Here is a 15309-nt window from a genome sequence, read left to right on the forward strand (position 1 = left end):
CTATTCTTCAGGGGCGAGGAACAGCCAGTAGGCGTGTCCGGGCAGGAGTGTCTGTGCGCGGACGTAGATACCGTTGCGCCATTCCCAGGCGGTGATGGCCTCAGGAACCGGCATTTCGTGCCGTGGCCCGGTGAAGGTCCATTCGCCGGGGGTGAGCGCCGGTATTGCTGGTTCCTGGTTGGCGCCGAAGACACCGCGCAGTTGTGGTGCGGTGGCCGGATCGGCGCAGAAGACCCAGAGGGCAGTGGCCATGAGGGGCTCGTCATGGGTGATGACCATGGCGCCATTGGCGTCATTCGCGTTGTTGGTTGCAGCCGCGAAAGTGATGACCTTGAAGCGGAGCATGGCGGTGAGGCCGTCCCGGGTGCTTGGGGTGATCTCGTCGAAGGGCAGGAAGATGGCGTTCCAGCCGGGCTGCCAGGCGTAGGCGGGGTTGTCGAAGGCAAAGGACCAGGTTTCCTGGTGGGTGCCGGCGCCGGGGAGTCCGGAGAGGGCCTTGTGGAGGCCGTCGAGGGTGATGGTGAGGTTGAAGTCGCCGTCGTCATTGACGAGTTCGAGGAGGTTGCTGAGGGTGTAGGTCCTGGCGTTCACGCGGGTCAGGGCGAACAGCGGGCAGGGCTGTCCGGCGAAGCTCAGGGCGATGTTGGCGGGAGTGAACTCGCCGTCGACGATGTCGTCACTGAAGGTGATGGTGAGACTGTCGGCATCGCCGGGCTTGACGGGCATGTCGCTGACGGCGACGGTAAGCGGCGTGGCGTCGATGGTGAGGGGCAGGGTTGCCTCGGTGGACGTGTTGCCAGCCGGGTCGCTGATGGTCATTACCAGCGTGTAGCTGCCGCCATCGCGGAGGGTGACGGGTAAGGACGCCTGGAGAGGCTCTTCGGCCGTGCGCTCGGCCTGATTGAGTGCGTGCAAGGTTTCCGAGCCATCGACGCGATATGACAGGTCGACGTGCACAGGGCGTTCCGGGAGGAGGAAGGTCAGGGTGAGCTCCTCGGTATTTGCCAGCCAGGTGATGCCGTCGGTGGCGGAGAGGCCGTGGTCGGGGGTGAGGCCGAGGCCGGCGGCCGGCGCCGGCGCGGTGTTGTCGATGACGACCACCTGGTTGAGGGTCGTGCGGTTGCCGGCGAGGTCGGTGGTGGTGATGGTGAGGGCGTGCGTGCCTTCGGCGAGGTTGAAGGCCAGGGCGAAGGCCTGGTCGTCGCCTTCGCAGGTCTTGGTGGCCAGGACGGTCTCGCTTTCGCTGACGGTGACCGTCAGCAGTTTTTCGGGCAGGTTGCCGCTGAGGGTGAGCTGGGCGGCGGCTGCCAGTTGGGTGAGGAAGTCGCCGACGGCGCCGGTGTCGGGCGCGATGGCCAGATCGGTGATGGCGGCTGGCGCCGTGTTGTCGACCATGACATTGGCCAGCGCGTTGTCGCTGCTGTTGCCGGCGGCGTCGGTGAGGCGGACGAGGAAGGAGTAGACGCCGTCGGGCAGGTCGGGCAGCGCGGCGTTGAAGGCCGTGTCGTCATCCTGGGTGAACTGGCGGTTGCCGAGGGCGAGGTAGCCCGCGTCGGTATTGCGGAACCACTCGGCCTTGAGGCCCTTTTCGGGCAGGGTGCCGGTGAGGGAGAGAGTGGGCGCCACGCCAAACTCGCGGGTTTCGGCCCGGAAGAGCACACCGAGTGCGGGCGTGGCATTCTGGCTGGTGATGCGGTCGCTGTCGGAGCGGCCGGTGTCGGGAGCGATGGCCAAGTCAGCCATAGCGGCCGGCGCGGAGTTGTCGATGACGACCACCTGGTTGAGGACGATGTTGTTGCCGGCCTGGTCGGTGGTGGTGACGGCGAGGGTGTGCGCGCCCTCGGCGAGCGGGAAGGCCAGGGCGAAGGCCTGGTCGTCGCCGGCGCAGGTCTTGGTGGCCAGGACGGTGGCGCCTTCGCGGATGGTGACGGTGAGGAGTTTTTCGGGCAGGGTGCCGCTGAGGGTGAGGTTGGCGCCGGCCGCGAGCTGGGTGATGAAGTCGCCAGCGGTACCGGTGTCGGGCGCGATGGCCAGGTTGGTGATGGCGGCCGGCGCGGTGTTGTCGATGACGACGGTCTGGTTGAGGACCGTGCTGTTGCCGGCGACGTCGGTGGTGGTGATGACGAGGGCGTGAGTGCCTTCGGCGAGGAGGAAGGCCAGGGCGAAGGCCTGGTCGTCGCCGGTGCAGGTCTTGGTGCCTAGGACGGTTTGGCCTTCGGCGATGGTGACGGTGAGGAGTTTTTCGGGCAGCGTGCCGCTGAGGGTGAGCTGGGCGGCGGCCGCGAGCTGGGTGATGAAGTCACCGGCGGCGCCAGTATTTGGCGCGATGGCCAGGTTGGTGATGGCGGCTGGCGCCGTGTTGTCGATGACGACCGTCTGGTTGAGGGCCGTGCTGTTGCCAGCCTGATCGGTGGTGGTGACCACGAGATCGTGAGAGCCTTCGGCAAGCGGGAAGGCCAGTGCGAAGGCCTGGTCGTCGCCCACGCAGGTCTTGGTAGCTAGGACGGTCTCGCCTTCGCTGATGGTGACGGTCAGCAGCGTTTCAGGGAGCGTGCCGCTGAGGGTGAGTTCGGCGTCGGCCGCCAGTTGGGTGATGAAGTCGCCGGCGGTGCCGGTATTGGGGGCGATGGCCAGAGCGGTGACGGCTGCTGGTGTGGTGTTGTCAATGACGACCGTTTGTTCAAGGTTGGTGCTGTTGCCGGCGACGTCTATGGTGGTGATGGTGAGGTCGTGGGTGCCTTCGGCAAGCGGGAAGGCCAAGACGAAGGCCTGGTCGTCGCCCGCGCAGATCTTCGTTGCCAAAGTTTGGTTGCCCTCGGTGATGACGACGGCGAGGAGCTTCTCGGGCAGCGTGCCGCTGAGGGTGAGCTGGGCATCGGCGGCCAGCTGGGTGATGAAGTCGCCGGCGGCGCCGCTGTCGGGCGCGATGGCCAGATCGGTGATGGCGGCTGGCGCGGTGTTGTCGACCACGACATTGGCCAGTTCGTTGTCGCTGCCGTTGCCGGCCGTGTCGGTAAGACGGACGAGGAAGGAGTAGACGCCGTCGGGCAGGTCGGGCAGCGCGGCGTTGAAGGCCGTGTCGTCATCCTGGGTGAACTGGCGGTTGCCGAGGGCGAGGTAGCCCGCGTCGGTATTGCGGAACCACTCGGCCTTGAGGCCCTTTTCGGGCAGGGTGCCGGTGAGGGAGAGAGTGGGCGCCACGCCAAACTCGCGGGTTTCGGCCCGCAGGAGCATGCCGAGTGCGGGCGTGGCATTCTGGCTGGTGATGCGGTCGCTGTCGGAGCGACCGGTGTCGGGAGCGATGGCCAGGTCAGCCATAGCGGCCGGCGCGGAGTTGTCGATGACGACCACCTGGTTAAGGAGCGTGCGGTTGCCGGCCTGGTCGGTGGTGCTGATGGCCAGGGCGTGCGTGCCCTCGGCGAGCGGGAAAGCCAGGGCGAAGGCCTGGTCGTCGCCGGCGCCGGTCTTGGTGGCCAGGACGGTGGCACCTTCGGCAACGGTGACGGTGAGGAGTTTTTCGGGCAGCGCGCCAACGAGACCGATGTCGGTGTCGGCCGCGAGCTGGGTGATGAAGTCGCCAGCGGTGCCGGTGTCCGGGGTGATGGCCAGGTTGGTGGCGGCAGCCGGCGCGGTGTTGTCGATGACGACGGTCTGGTTGAGGACCGTGCTGTTGCCGGCGCGGTCCGTGGTGGTGATGACCAGGGCGTGGCTGCCTTCAGCGAGGAGGAAGGCCAGGGCGAAGGCCTGGTCGTCACCGACGCAGGTCTTGGTGGCCAGGACGTTTGCGCCTTCGGCGACGGTGACGGTCAAGAGCTTCTCGGGCAGGGTGCCGCTGAGGGTGAGCTGGGCGGCGGCCGCGAGCTGGGTGATGAAGTCACCGGCGGCGCCGGTGTCGGGCGCGATGGCCAGGTCGGTGATGGCGGCTGGCGCGGTGTTGTCGATGACGACAGTCTGCTGCTTAGCGGTCGTATTGCCGGCCGGGTCGCGGAGAGTGACTGCGAGATCGTGGGTACCCTCACTCAAGTTGAGTGAGAATTTGTGATTGGGCACGGCGTCGAGACGCACCTCGCTCTGGGCGTTACCATCAATGTTGGCTTGAACAGTGACAGGTGTTTCGCTGCTTTGGATTTGGAACTCGAAGGAGTTGCCCCGGGTCAGGAAGTCGTCGCTGGCGTAGCCAGAGTCGGGCGTCATGGTGAAGGCGGCAAAAACCGGCACCGTATTGTCGACCTGGAATGGATATTGACTGGTGGTGCTGTTGCCAGCCAGGTCGGTAGTGACGGTGGTGATGACGTAGCTGCCTTCACCGATGCCGGTGGCGTCGAAGTGGAAGGCGGGATCATCATCGGCGGCGAAGGTCTTGCTGCCGCCGAGGTCGGTGGCGGCGCGGGTGGCGCTGGCAAGGCAGCTGCCATCAACGCGGCAGGGAACTTCGCTGGCCTGGGCGTTGAAGGTCAGGGTTTCGGCCAATGCGAGTTGGGTAATGAAGTCGTTGGCGTTGTCGCCGGTGTCGGGAGCGATGCCGCTATTGACGAGAGCTTGTGGCGCGGTGTTGTCAATGACCAGCGAGAGAGGCTGTTCGGTGCTGTTGCCGGCTTCGTCCTTGATCAGGAGGATTAGCGTGTAGCTGCCTTCGGCCAGGTTGAAGGGGATGCTCATGGCGGTGCTGCCGTCCTCGGGGACGAAGATGTCGTCGGTGAGGACGCTACTTTTGCCGCCGGCGGCGGGTTGAACGAAGAGCTGGTATCTGCAGGGCAGCTCCGGCAGGGTGCCAGCGAGGGTGAGATTTGCGTTAGCGGCCAGCTGGGTGACGCGGTCGGTCGCGGAGAGACCGGTGTCAGGCGTCAGGGTCAGGTTGGCGATAGCTGTAGGCGCCGTGACGTCATTGCCCCAGGCCACGGAGCGCAGGCCGGTGCCGCTGGTGCCGAGAACGTCCTTGACGCCCGAGGCGTCAAAGCGCAGAGAGTAGAAGTCCACGACGGCCGGCAGGACGCCCAGGCCTTTGATGAAGAACTCGCCGAGATTGACGGGATCCTGTGCAATAGTGACGCCGGCGGGCAGGACGATGATCTGGCCATTCTTCTTGAGGCGCAGGCCGGTGGTGGTGACGGTTTCAGGGTCGATATTGCCCAGGAAGCTGAGTTTGACGTCGAACTCGCCATCCATGCCGGCTTCGGGGACGATGCGTTCCATGCTGTAGAGGCTGGGCGCCGGTGGAATGCCGCTGACATAATCGTGCTGGCGGACCCACATGAGCTGTTTGCCGACGGCGCCGAAGAAGCCTTCGGGATCGGCAATGCCCGCGCATTGGACAGTGAGGACGAAGAAGCCATTCTGGTTGGTGAAGGCGCTCAGGCCGGAGATGACGTAGCTGAGCTCGAACTCATCCTCGGGATCGGCGGTGATGGTGAGTGCGGCGGCCAGTTCGGAGGCGGGTATGAGCACGCCTTGGCGGCGGAGCGTCATGTCGTCGGTGGTGAAGGTGGCCGGGTCGATCTTGGTATTGAACATGACCGTGACTTTGTCAACATCGCCGGTAACAATGTAGTTGCTGACATCTTCGTTCTTGGAGCTCATGGCGGCGAAGCGCGAAACGCGGAGAGTAGCCTCGGGGAGCTTGGTCAGGGTGACGGTGTAGGTGTAGATGCCGGCCGTGAGGGAATCCATCAGGTGCAGTTTGTTCTCGTTGATGGGGTCGGCGCCGTCGGGGATGGTCCGGTCGGTCTGCCAGCAGTTACGGAAGGGCAGTTCAATGTCGGCGCGAGTGGGGGTGTCGTTGCGGAAGGTCGCGGCGACTTCATAGCGTCTTTCGCCAGGCATGGAGCCGGTGTTGGCTGGGTCGTCCATGGCGATATAGTGCCAGCCATCCTGGAGGGCCTCGATCTCGAAGGTCACCGTCGGCGGATTGACGTTGAGGTTGAGAGTCGGCCCGCTAAGGATGAGGTGGCTGTCGGTGAGCGCGACGGTGTTTTGGGCGTTGTCCTGGAACCAGATCGTGTCCGGCTCGTCGAAGCCGTCCAGGACATCGTTGACCAGGAAGATGGTGGTATCGCGGTCGAGGGCTTTGCCGCTGCGGATGAGCTCGTGGATGTCAACGGACTCGATCAGGCTGAGCTCGGGGTTGCCGTTGCTGTTAAGGTGGGAGTACTTGGCTTCCATGTCGATGAAGTGTCCGAGCAGGGAGCTGGTAAGCCACCATTGGGCGAGGCCGGTGGTCTTGGGCTGGATGTCACCGAGGTTGACCTGGCCCAGTGGCGCGTTATTGGGCTGGCCGTTGAGCATGGACGCTTCGGTGTTGTAGTCCCAGAGGGCGAAGTCAATGAGCAGGCCCTTGTCGTTGTCGATGATCTTGGGCTGGCCGGAGTCGATGCGGAAGTTCTTGGCGACGCCGAAGCCGTCATTGTAGACCAGCGCGGAGAGTTCGGCGGGATAGGACGGCTCAATGACGGTTTTGGTGAGGGGGTCGTCGCCGAGCACGTCGCGCTGCAGGAAGTAGTGTATCTGCAGGCTGGGGCTGGGGTTGACGGTGAGGGTGCTAGGCGTGAGTTCGATGGTGGCCGTGGCACCGGAGAAGGGGTTGATGTAGGTGAGGGTGCCGCCGAAGTTATAGACGACGGGCGATTCGGGCGCGGCGCCGCGTTCGGGGATGAAGCGCAGCATGGCGGAGCCGGTGGTTTTGGCGGCGAGGGTGCCAGTGCCGTCAATGGCGGTGATGCCGTTGAACTTGTCGGTGAGGGTGAGGACTTCGAAGAGGTCGGTGCAATCTTCGCCGGCGGCGTTGGTGACCCTGACTTGCAGTCCCAGAGCGGTGATGGCTTCTGTTTCGTGGCCGTTGGTCATGGTCAGGGTGCCGTCAAAAGCCTCGCGGGTCATGCTGATCTTCTGCTTGATCTCCAGGGTGACTTTGGCGCAGACGGAAGCCGAGCTTGATGCCATTTCCAACGCGTAGGCGTATTGGGCTTTGACCAGTTCTTGCACATTCGTATAACCGAGCGCGTGGGCATCCTCTTCGCACTGTTCGATGTTATCGCTGATGCCAATGAGTTTGGTCAGGCTGATGATGGGGGCGCCGTTGCCGTCGGTGTCGCCGGGCAGTTCGGTATCGGGGCCGCCGGGCAGACTCTGCCAGTAGGCCATGGTGCGGTTCCAGCGGGCGACAAAGGCGGCCAAGTCGTCAAGGGACAGGTTGTCTGGCAACACCGCAATGAGCTCGGGGGCGTTTTCGGCAATGACCGGCGCCACGCCGTTGGTGGTGACAGTGAGTTGCTTGAAGACCTTGTTGAAGGCGCTGAGCTGGGCGTTTTCGGCTTCCAGCCAGAGGTCATCGCCATAGTATTCGATGAGGGCCTCGGCGTGATGGCCGGCCTGGCGGTAGCCGATGAAGGCAATGTTCTGGGCTTCTTCGACCCAGCTGGGGGCGCCAAGCTCGCTGGGGCCGCGGGACTTGGCTTCAGTGAAGCCGTCCATGTAGCCGGGGATGGGGAAGGGGGTTGGCGGCTTGCCGTCCAGGCCGTCGCAGGCTCCCAGAAAGCCCTTGATGCAGCCGAGGATATTAGCGAATTTGCCGTAGGTGCCTTCGGCGACGCAGCCGAGGCCGGCCAGAGCGCCGTCGGCGACGATATTGCTCCATCCCGCCAGTCCCTGGTTATAATTCGTCGCCACGCTGGCTATTGCGTCAACCACGCCGAGGACGCAGCCGATGGGGAGGAAGCCCAGGCCGCATTTGAGGGCGGCATTGAGGATGCCGTTCTGGCAGGGAATGCAGCTGTCGGGAATGGATGGCAGGGGCGGAATGCTGGGGGAGGTGAAAGCTGCGGTGCCGGTCGAAGGCACGCCGGGGGAGAAATCGCCGCCGCCGCCGCCGCCGCCGGGTGAGCCACCGTCGCCGATTGACGGTGGGCAGACGCGCAGCTGGACTTGTTTTTCATAGCGGTGCCATTTGAAGTCCATGCCGCATTCGTAGTAGTAGACGGTGACGGTTCGCGTGGTGCAGGGGTCTTCGACGCGGGTTGTGGCTGCGGCTCGGCGGACGATGACGGGCAGGACGGTCGCCTGTTGTGGCAGCAGCGTCTGGCCATCGTCTGGCTGGGTGCACTCGAAGGTGAAGCTGCCGGCGTTGTAGATATCGAGGCGGACGTTGTGGGCGGCGATCAGGCCTTCGTTGGTGAGCACGGCGTTGACCAGGCGGGTGGTGCCGGGGAGCATGTCGCGGAAGTCAGTTGGCATATCGGTGCGCACGACGGGCATGGGCACGTTGGTTTCATAGACGACGGTGAGCACTACTTCGTATTCGTCCTCAATTTCGGTGGGGACGACGTCCCACTTGTAGGAGATGGCCTGGAAACTGAGGAAGAGTTCGACGTTGGCCTGCTGGCCGGGGGCGATGTCGATGAGGGTCGTGGCGCTTTCATGTTTATCGGCGCTGATGACGATCTGGGCTTTGCCGACGGGGATGTTCTCGATGATGCAGAAGGCGTCCTCGCCGGTATTGCCGGTGCCGAGGACGGCGCCGGTGTAGGGATTTTTGACGGTGACGGTGGCGTTTTTCACGCGTGGTTCGTTGCCTTTCTCGAAGTAGGTGAACTCATCCACGGCGGAAGCGCGGATGGTGCCCTTGTCTTCGGAGACGGCCATGGCGCGGAAAGGCAGACGCACGCCGTTTTGGGCATTGGCGGCATTGATGGCGATGGCGCCGCTCAGCGGCATGCCCAGCTCGGTGGTGTTGTCCCCGCGCAGCTGCAGGGTGAGGGTTGCCGAACCGCCGGCGGGAATGCTGGTCATGGTGGCGCCGGAGGCGATGGTCAACCAGGTCAGCGAAGGGGCCGAGATGGTGATGGGGCCGGTTTCAATGGCGCCAGTATTGCTGATGGTGATGTCGATCGTGCGGCTGACACCAATTTGCATGGTGGTATCGATGCTCACGGGAGTCACCGCGAGTTCGGCAAACTGCGGGATCGCAAAGAAGTAGATGGGTATGTTCAGCACGGCTCCTTCGGCGCTGGTGAAGCGCAGGATCGGCCGGCGGTAATCGCGGCCGGGGGTGGCCGCCGTTGCCGTGACGCTGTAGTTGATGACGACGCTGGCGCCGCCGGCGAGGGTGTCTGGCAGATCCGGGAAGCTGGTCTGAATGGTGTTCAGGTCTGGCACGGGCAACTTGAGTTCGGGATCGGGGAGGGTCACGCTGGCCTGGATGCCGGTGAGGGCGGTAGCGTTGGGGTTGCTGATGGTCAGGCTGAAATTGCTGGGCGTGTCGGTGGTGACATTCCAGAAGATGTATGGGCGACCACCAGCAAGATAATTGAAGCTGAGGACGTCGAACTCCTGCTGTTTGGCCGAGGTTTCCGTGCCGGGATAGCAGGCGCCGGCGATGACATGGCCGCGTTCGGCCAGGGTGGGCGTGTAGGCAACGCTGAAGGCGCCGTTGGCGTCGCTGGTGGCGGGGATGACGCGGCGGTAGTCGCCGATGACCACATAGACATCAAGGTCGACGCCGGCCACCGGGGTGGCGTTGGTGGCGGATTTGGTGACCGTGCCGGTCAGTTCGAGGTTGCCGTTGGGGAGAATCCAGGTGCCCTCGGCGATGGGGTCGAGCAATGGGTTGTAGGATGCGTCGATCGGGAACTGGCCGCTCCAGGTCTGGTTGTCCAAGGTGCTCACTTCGCGCAGTGAGCCATTGGGGTTGACGACGACGCAGAAACGCCAGTTGTTGGCGGGCGTGAGGTTAGCTAGCGGAACATTGAAGACGGTGTCGATGCTGCCGCCCTTGGGTAGCGGATGGTCGTTGCTGACGACGATGTGGGAGGACATGAGCAAGGTGTCGTTGCCGATGCTGTTCGTGCGCGACGCGTGGACGGCGATGGGAATCTGCAGACCGACGGGCGCGTCCATGTTGCCGCCATTGAAGAGGGTGAAGGGCAGCTGGTGGACGCTGTCGGATTCCAGCGCTTGCGCGGGCGTGGTCAGATTCTTGATGGAGTAGTCAGGGAAGCTGAGGTCGCTGACCATGGCCCAGCCGGAACCCGGGGCGTAGTTGGCCGCGTCGGCGAAGATGGAAATGACTTGATTGCCGTCGACCTTGCCGTCATTGCAGGCGAGGACATCGACTTTGACGCTGCGTTGGCCGTCAGGAATGGTGACCAGTGAGGCCGTGGAGTCGTTTTCGGTGGCGAAGGGCAGGCGCGCGCCATCGAGCCAGAACTGGATTTCGGTGCCGTCGTCAGGCGTGGCAGTGCCGCTGACGTAGGCGGTGAGGGTGATGGGGAGGTCGCCGGCTGGGACTTCGTCATTGCGGCTGATGGTGAGGGCCTGCGGGTAGAGATCGTCGCGTTCTGGGAGGGTTGCGGGCGAAATGACAACGCCAAGGGCGGGGCTGTCGTTGTCCCAGAGGATCAAATCGGCCGCAATGGGGCGTTCGCCGACGCCGTCGGTGGGCTTGCCGTTGCAGTTGCAGGACGCGCTCATGGCGACGGTGCCGGAGAGGGTGATCTGGCGGCCGCGGGCGATGTCGTTGCCGGTGTCATCTTTCAGCATTTCTTCGAGGGTGGCGTTGTCAATGACGCCGAGGGGGAATTGGGTGAAGTCGCGGCCGGCGGGGATGACGATGGTGGTGCTGGGGAGAATCAAGGCGTTGGCTTCACTGACGCTCAGGTAGATGGTCAGGGTTTTGGTTTTGTCAATGGGATTGCCGTCCAGGGCGACGCGGCGGAGGGTGGCGATGGCGGCATTGGGGCCGGCGGCTTCGGAAATTTCCGCGGGTGAGAAACTCAGTTCGACGCCGGGGACGATGGCGGAGTAGGGGGCGTTGAAGGACACGTTGCGGTTGGCGATGACGGTGACCTGGCGCTCGGCGGGGGTGAGCCAGCCGGCGACGGGTTGGAATTCAATGGTGTAGGTGCCGGCTTCAACGTTGATGGTGGTGGCGCTGGCAAGCCAGTCGGCCGTGCTCTTGATGCGCCAGGCGCCGGCGATTTCGGAGGGGCTGAGGTAGCCGGTGAGATTGCCCTTGGTGATTAGGGTGAAACTGCGGGAGAGGACGAATGGCTGGCCGAACACGAGATCGATGTTATCGGCCGCCGGCGCGGTCCAGTCGCCATTGGTGCTGTAACCCACGCTGTACTGGCCGACGTCAAAGGTCCGGGTGTTGTTGGCCGGGGTGGTGGCCGAGAAGGTCATGGACGTACTGCCGATGCGGCAGTTCATGGTTGGGGCGCTGACGCCGTCGGGGAGGACGGCGGGGGCGGTGGTGAAGTCCAGAGTGAGGGTGGTGGTTTGGGCGAATTCGGCAGAGATGGCGAATCCCGCAATGGTGAGGGAGATGGAACGCCGGCTGCTGGTATTGCCGTCGGACCAGCGGACGAAACGGTGGTTGGCGGCGGGGCGGGCCTCGATGGTCTGACGGATACCGACCGGGAAATTCCCGCTGGTGGTGAGGGAGTTGTCGCCGTTGACGACGCCGGCCTGGCAGCCCCAGTTTTCCTGTCCGGCAGCAAGGCTGACAGTGATGTTGGCTTGGCTGGCGAATTCGGCCAGATACGTAGCGTTGCGGGTGATGGTGACGGTACGGCCGGGGTTCGGATCGTTTTCCTGGTAGCCGTTGAGCCACCAGCGGATGAACTGACTGTTGGCGTTGGGTGTCGCAGTGAAGGATATTTCGGTGCCAGAGTCAATGGTAGCGTTGTCCAGTGCGCCGGCGGTGATGCTGCCGTAATTTTCGGTGCCGGGGTAGACGCCGATGCTGACTTGGTAAGTGCGGATGAAGTTGGCGCGCAGTTGGAGGAGTTTGTCGGCGGTGCTGATGGCGACCGTGCGGGCAGGGTTGGTCGGGTCGGGGAGATTGGTGGCGGCGTCATCGGTCCAGCGGTCGAAGCGATAGCCGTCGTTGGCCTTGGCGGTGACGGTGACGTCCCGTGTTGTGTCGCTGACGCTGTAGTCGCCGGTGCCTTCGAAATAGCCGGCGTTGTAGGCATTGCCGGTGGCGACGCTGGCATTGATGCGGGCATAGCGCTCATATTGGGCGGTGAAGGTCAGGGTCGTACTGGTGTCAGAGTTGACGCTGCGGTTGGCGTTGGTGTCGCCGTCTGACCATGTGCGGAAGCGCCAGTACTGGCCATCGTTGGGCTGAGGGGTGGCGGTGATTTGGGCGGCGGTGCCGACGTCGACGTTGCGGGTGCTGAAATTGACATAGTTGGCGGGGCAGCCGTCGGGGCTGACGGTGAGGACGACCGTGTAGGTCGGGATCAGGGAGAGGACATAGCTGTTTTGCGCGGGAACGTCACTGGTGACGATGTTGCGAGAAGCGCTGCTGTTGTCGTCCTGCCAGCGCGGGCGGTAATATTCAGGGCAGATGGCCTCGAGGACGAGGGTTTCGCCGGTGTCGGCCAAGCCGCTGGCGGGCAGATCGTCGGCACTATTCGGCCGGTGGATGCGGAAGCCGGCGCCGGCGGGGCTGCCATCGGCGAGAGCGACCAGGTATTGCACGCTGCGGACGAAATCGGCGTAGTAGGTATTGTAGTATTCGGAGGAGCTGACGCTGATGTCCAGGGTTGCGCTGTCGTAGTAGTTGTACCCACCCTGTATCCAGCGTTTGAGCCGGCAGTTATCGGCCGCCTGAGCACTGAGGGTGAGCGGGGTGCCGACGGCAAGGCGCACGCCGGCTTGGATGTCCGCCAGGGGAATGACCTGACCGTTGGCGTCTCTGACGGTGTAGCTGCCGAGTTGGGCGTCAGCGACATCGGCGAAATTGACCTTGATGATGGCGGATTGTTTGAATAGCGCGTAGGGGTAGAAGCGGTAATAGCTGTTCAGCGTTGACCAGATGACACTGAAGTCCCGGGTGGGATTGGTTGATTCGCCGGGGTCGAAGACGCCGTTGTTGTTGTCGTCCCAGCAGACGAAGGCGTAATTTTCATTGTAGGGCACGGCGGTGAGGGTGACGAGGACGGCATCACCGGGCGAATCGACGTCGTAGTACTGGTTGGCGCCGGTGACGTTGCCGCCGCTGGGGTAGGCATAGACGTAGAATTGCCTGGAGAAGATGGCGGTGAAAGTCTGGTTGTGATGCGCCGTGGTCGTGGTGAAGGTTCGGCTGGCGGGGATGGGGTTGGTGGCGGGGTCGTCATCGTCATCGGCCCAGCGGTTGAAGCGCCAGCCGTAGCTGGGCGGATAGGCGTCGAGGGCGATATTGGTTCCGAGCGGGACTTTGCGGTTGCCGCCGCTGACGGAGCCGATGCCGGAGGGTTCGCTGGCAGTGTTGATCTGAATAGCTGGCGTGAAGGACGCGGTGTAGGTATTGGGGTTGGCGGGCAAGCCGGCCGGATCGGCGATGACGACGGAGCGGGTGGCATCCTTGACGCCATCCAGCCATTCTGAGAAGAAATAGTCGCTGTTGGCGGTGGTATTGATGCTGACCGTGTCGCCGATCAGGAACTGGAAGGAGCTGCCCGGGACGCCGTTGGCGGCAAAGGTGCCGGCGCCGGCGGGGTCGGCGACGAGGGTGAGTGCGGCTTTTTCGGCGACGGCGGCGAGGTCATTGACATACGCCTGGGGGCGGCTGTAGTCTAGCGTGTGGACGGCGAGGGTCCAGGCGACGCCGTAGCTGCCGGCGGGCAACTTGTAGACGACGCGGGTCAGGAGGTCCTGGCTGTTGCTGAGGGCGTCGGTGAAGACACCGAGATCCTTTCTTTCCGGGACGACGGCGATTTCGTTTTGCTGGTCATCGACAATCACGCAGGTGAACTGCGCGGTCGTCTCGCCGGCGGGGGCCTTTTCGGTGTAGGCAAAGAGACCGTCGGTAGGGAGGACGAAGGCCGCGTAGAGGGTTGAGCTGGTGCCGGGCAGCATGTTTTCGGAGGCGATGACGGCGTCAGCGACGTCGTCATAGCGGGTGTTTTTGATGTGCCATGGGGAGTCGCCGTCGGTCAGGAAGGCGATGGGGACTTTGGACGCGCCGGCGGCATCGCTGAGTTCGTCGCTGTTGACGAAGGTTCGGCGGGCGAGGGGGCTGCAAGGCAGCTGGATGCCGCCGACGTTGCGGAAAGCTCGGGCGGCGATGCGGGCGCCGGTGGTGATAGCCGCGCCGCTGTCGCTGAGACTGTCGGCCTGTGGCGCGGAGCCATCCAGGGTGTACCTGACCGTGGTGCCGGCGGGGACGGCAAAAGTGGGCACGTGAGAGGCGCTGAAGCAGTCGGCGAAGGTGTCGGGCTCGCCGCCTTCGCGGGAGATGACCGGTGCGGCAACGGCGGGGTAGGCCAGGGGGAGGAATGCGTAAGGCAGGCTATTGCCGTAGCCGTCCCAGGCGGCGTTGTCATGGGGATAGTAGATGGTCGCCCAGGCGTTGAAAGAGGGAAGGACGTTGGGCGGGTCGCCACGGAAGAGGATGTCCCCGAGCCGGTAGCAGCCACTGAAGGCGTCAGCGGCGTTGAACATGGCGGCGCCGGCAGGAATGCTGAGGCAGTTGACGGTGCCGTTGTCCGTGAATGCGAAGCGGTCAATGGCGACAACGGGGTTGCCTTCGTCATCGTTGTCGGGAATGGTCACCACAGCGTTCTGGCCGACGTAGTCCATGAGGACGGCGCTATGGTTGTCGGCGTCGGAGGCGAAAATGAAGCTGAGATCACTGCCGGGCGTCCAGACGACATGGTCTATGAAATAGGGACCGTTACCGCGGGTGGCGCTGACGTCGCGGACGGCCTGCCAGATGATGCGATGGCTGCCCTCGGCGATCTGCAGGCGTTGTTTGCGCCAGCCCTGGCTGGAGCCGTTGTGGGTGAAGGCGGCGTTGTCGTCGACAAGAACGGTGAAGAAACCGGGTGAACTGTTTTGGTTGCTCGCCCAGAAGAAACTCAGGCAGCCTGGGCCCTGGACGGTGGTCTGCAGCCATGACGGCTCAGTGCTGCCGTCGCTGCCATCGGTAAGGACGGCGCTGGAAAAGCCCCATGGGTCTGTGGTGTCCATTGGGCTCCATGGGTAGTCGACGCTGGTGGTGAAAGCCAGGCTGGCGTCGTTGACGGCGTCGGCGAGGGGGCTCATGTCCAGGAAGGACTGACGGATGACGGGCCCGCAAAGGAGCTCGCCCTGTTCACCGCGGAAGGGCGCGAGTACGACCGTGCAGTTGCCGCCGGTGAGGGATATCTGCTGGCTGGCGACGGCGGTGCTTTCGGGGCCGGGGATGTTGCCATCGGTCGTGTAGCGCAGAGTGACGCCAGTTGGGTCGCTGCTCTCAAAGCCGGCAAGGAGGACAAGCGTGCCGTAATAGAGTGCGGCATTGTCGCCGCTGACGCCGTCTTCGCGCGCGAGGGTGGGGATGACCAC

At 64.1% G+C, this 15309-nt stretch carries 1 protein-coding gene (only partly in view); it reads right to left on the bottom strand.

Annotated features, from left to right (window positions below; genetic code table 11):
• Positions 1 to 15309 carry the 3' portion of a leucine-rich repeat protein gene (locus tag J3R75_RS16475; protein ID WP_307263859.1) on the bottom strand. It continues 12789 nt past the right edge of the window, so only the last 15309 of its 28098 coding nucleotides appear in the window; its start codon lies beyond the right edge, outside the window; it ends in the stop codon at positions 1 to 3.

The sequence above is a fragment of the Oligosphaera ethanolica genome, assembly GCF_030814695.1.
Classification (GTDB): Bacteria; Verrucomicrobiota; Lentisphaeria; order Oligosphaerales; family Oligosphaeraceae; genus Oligosphaera; species Oligosphaera ethanolica.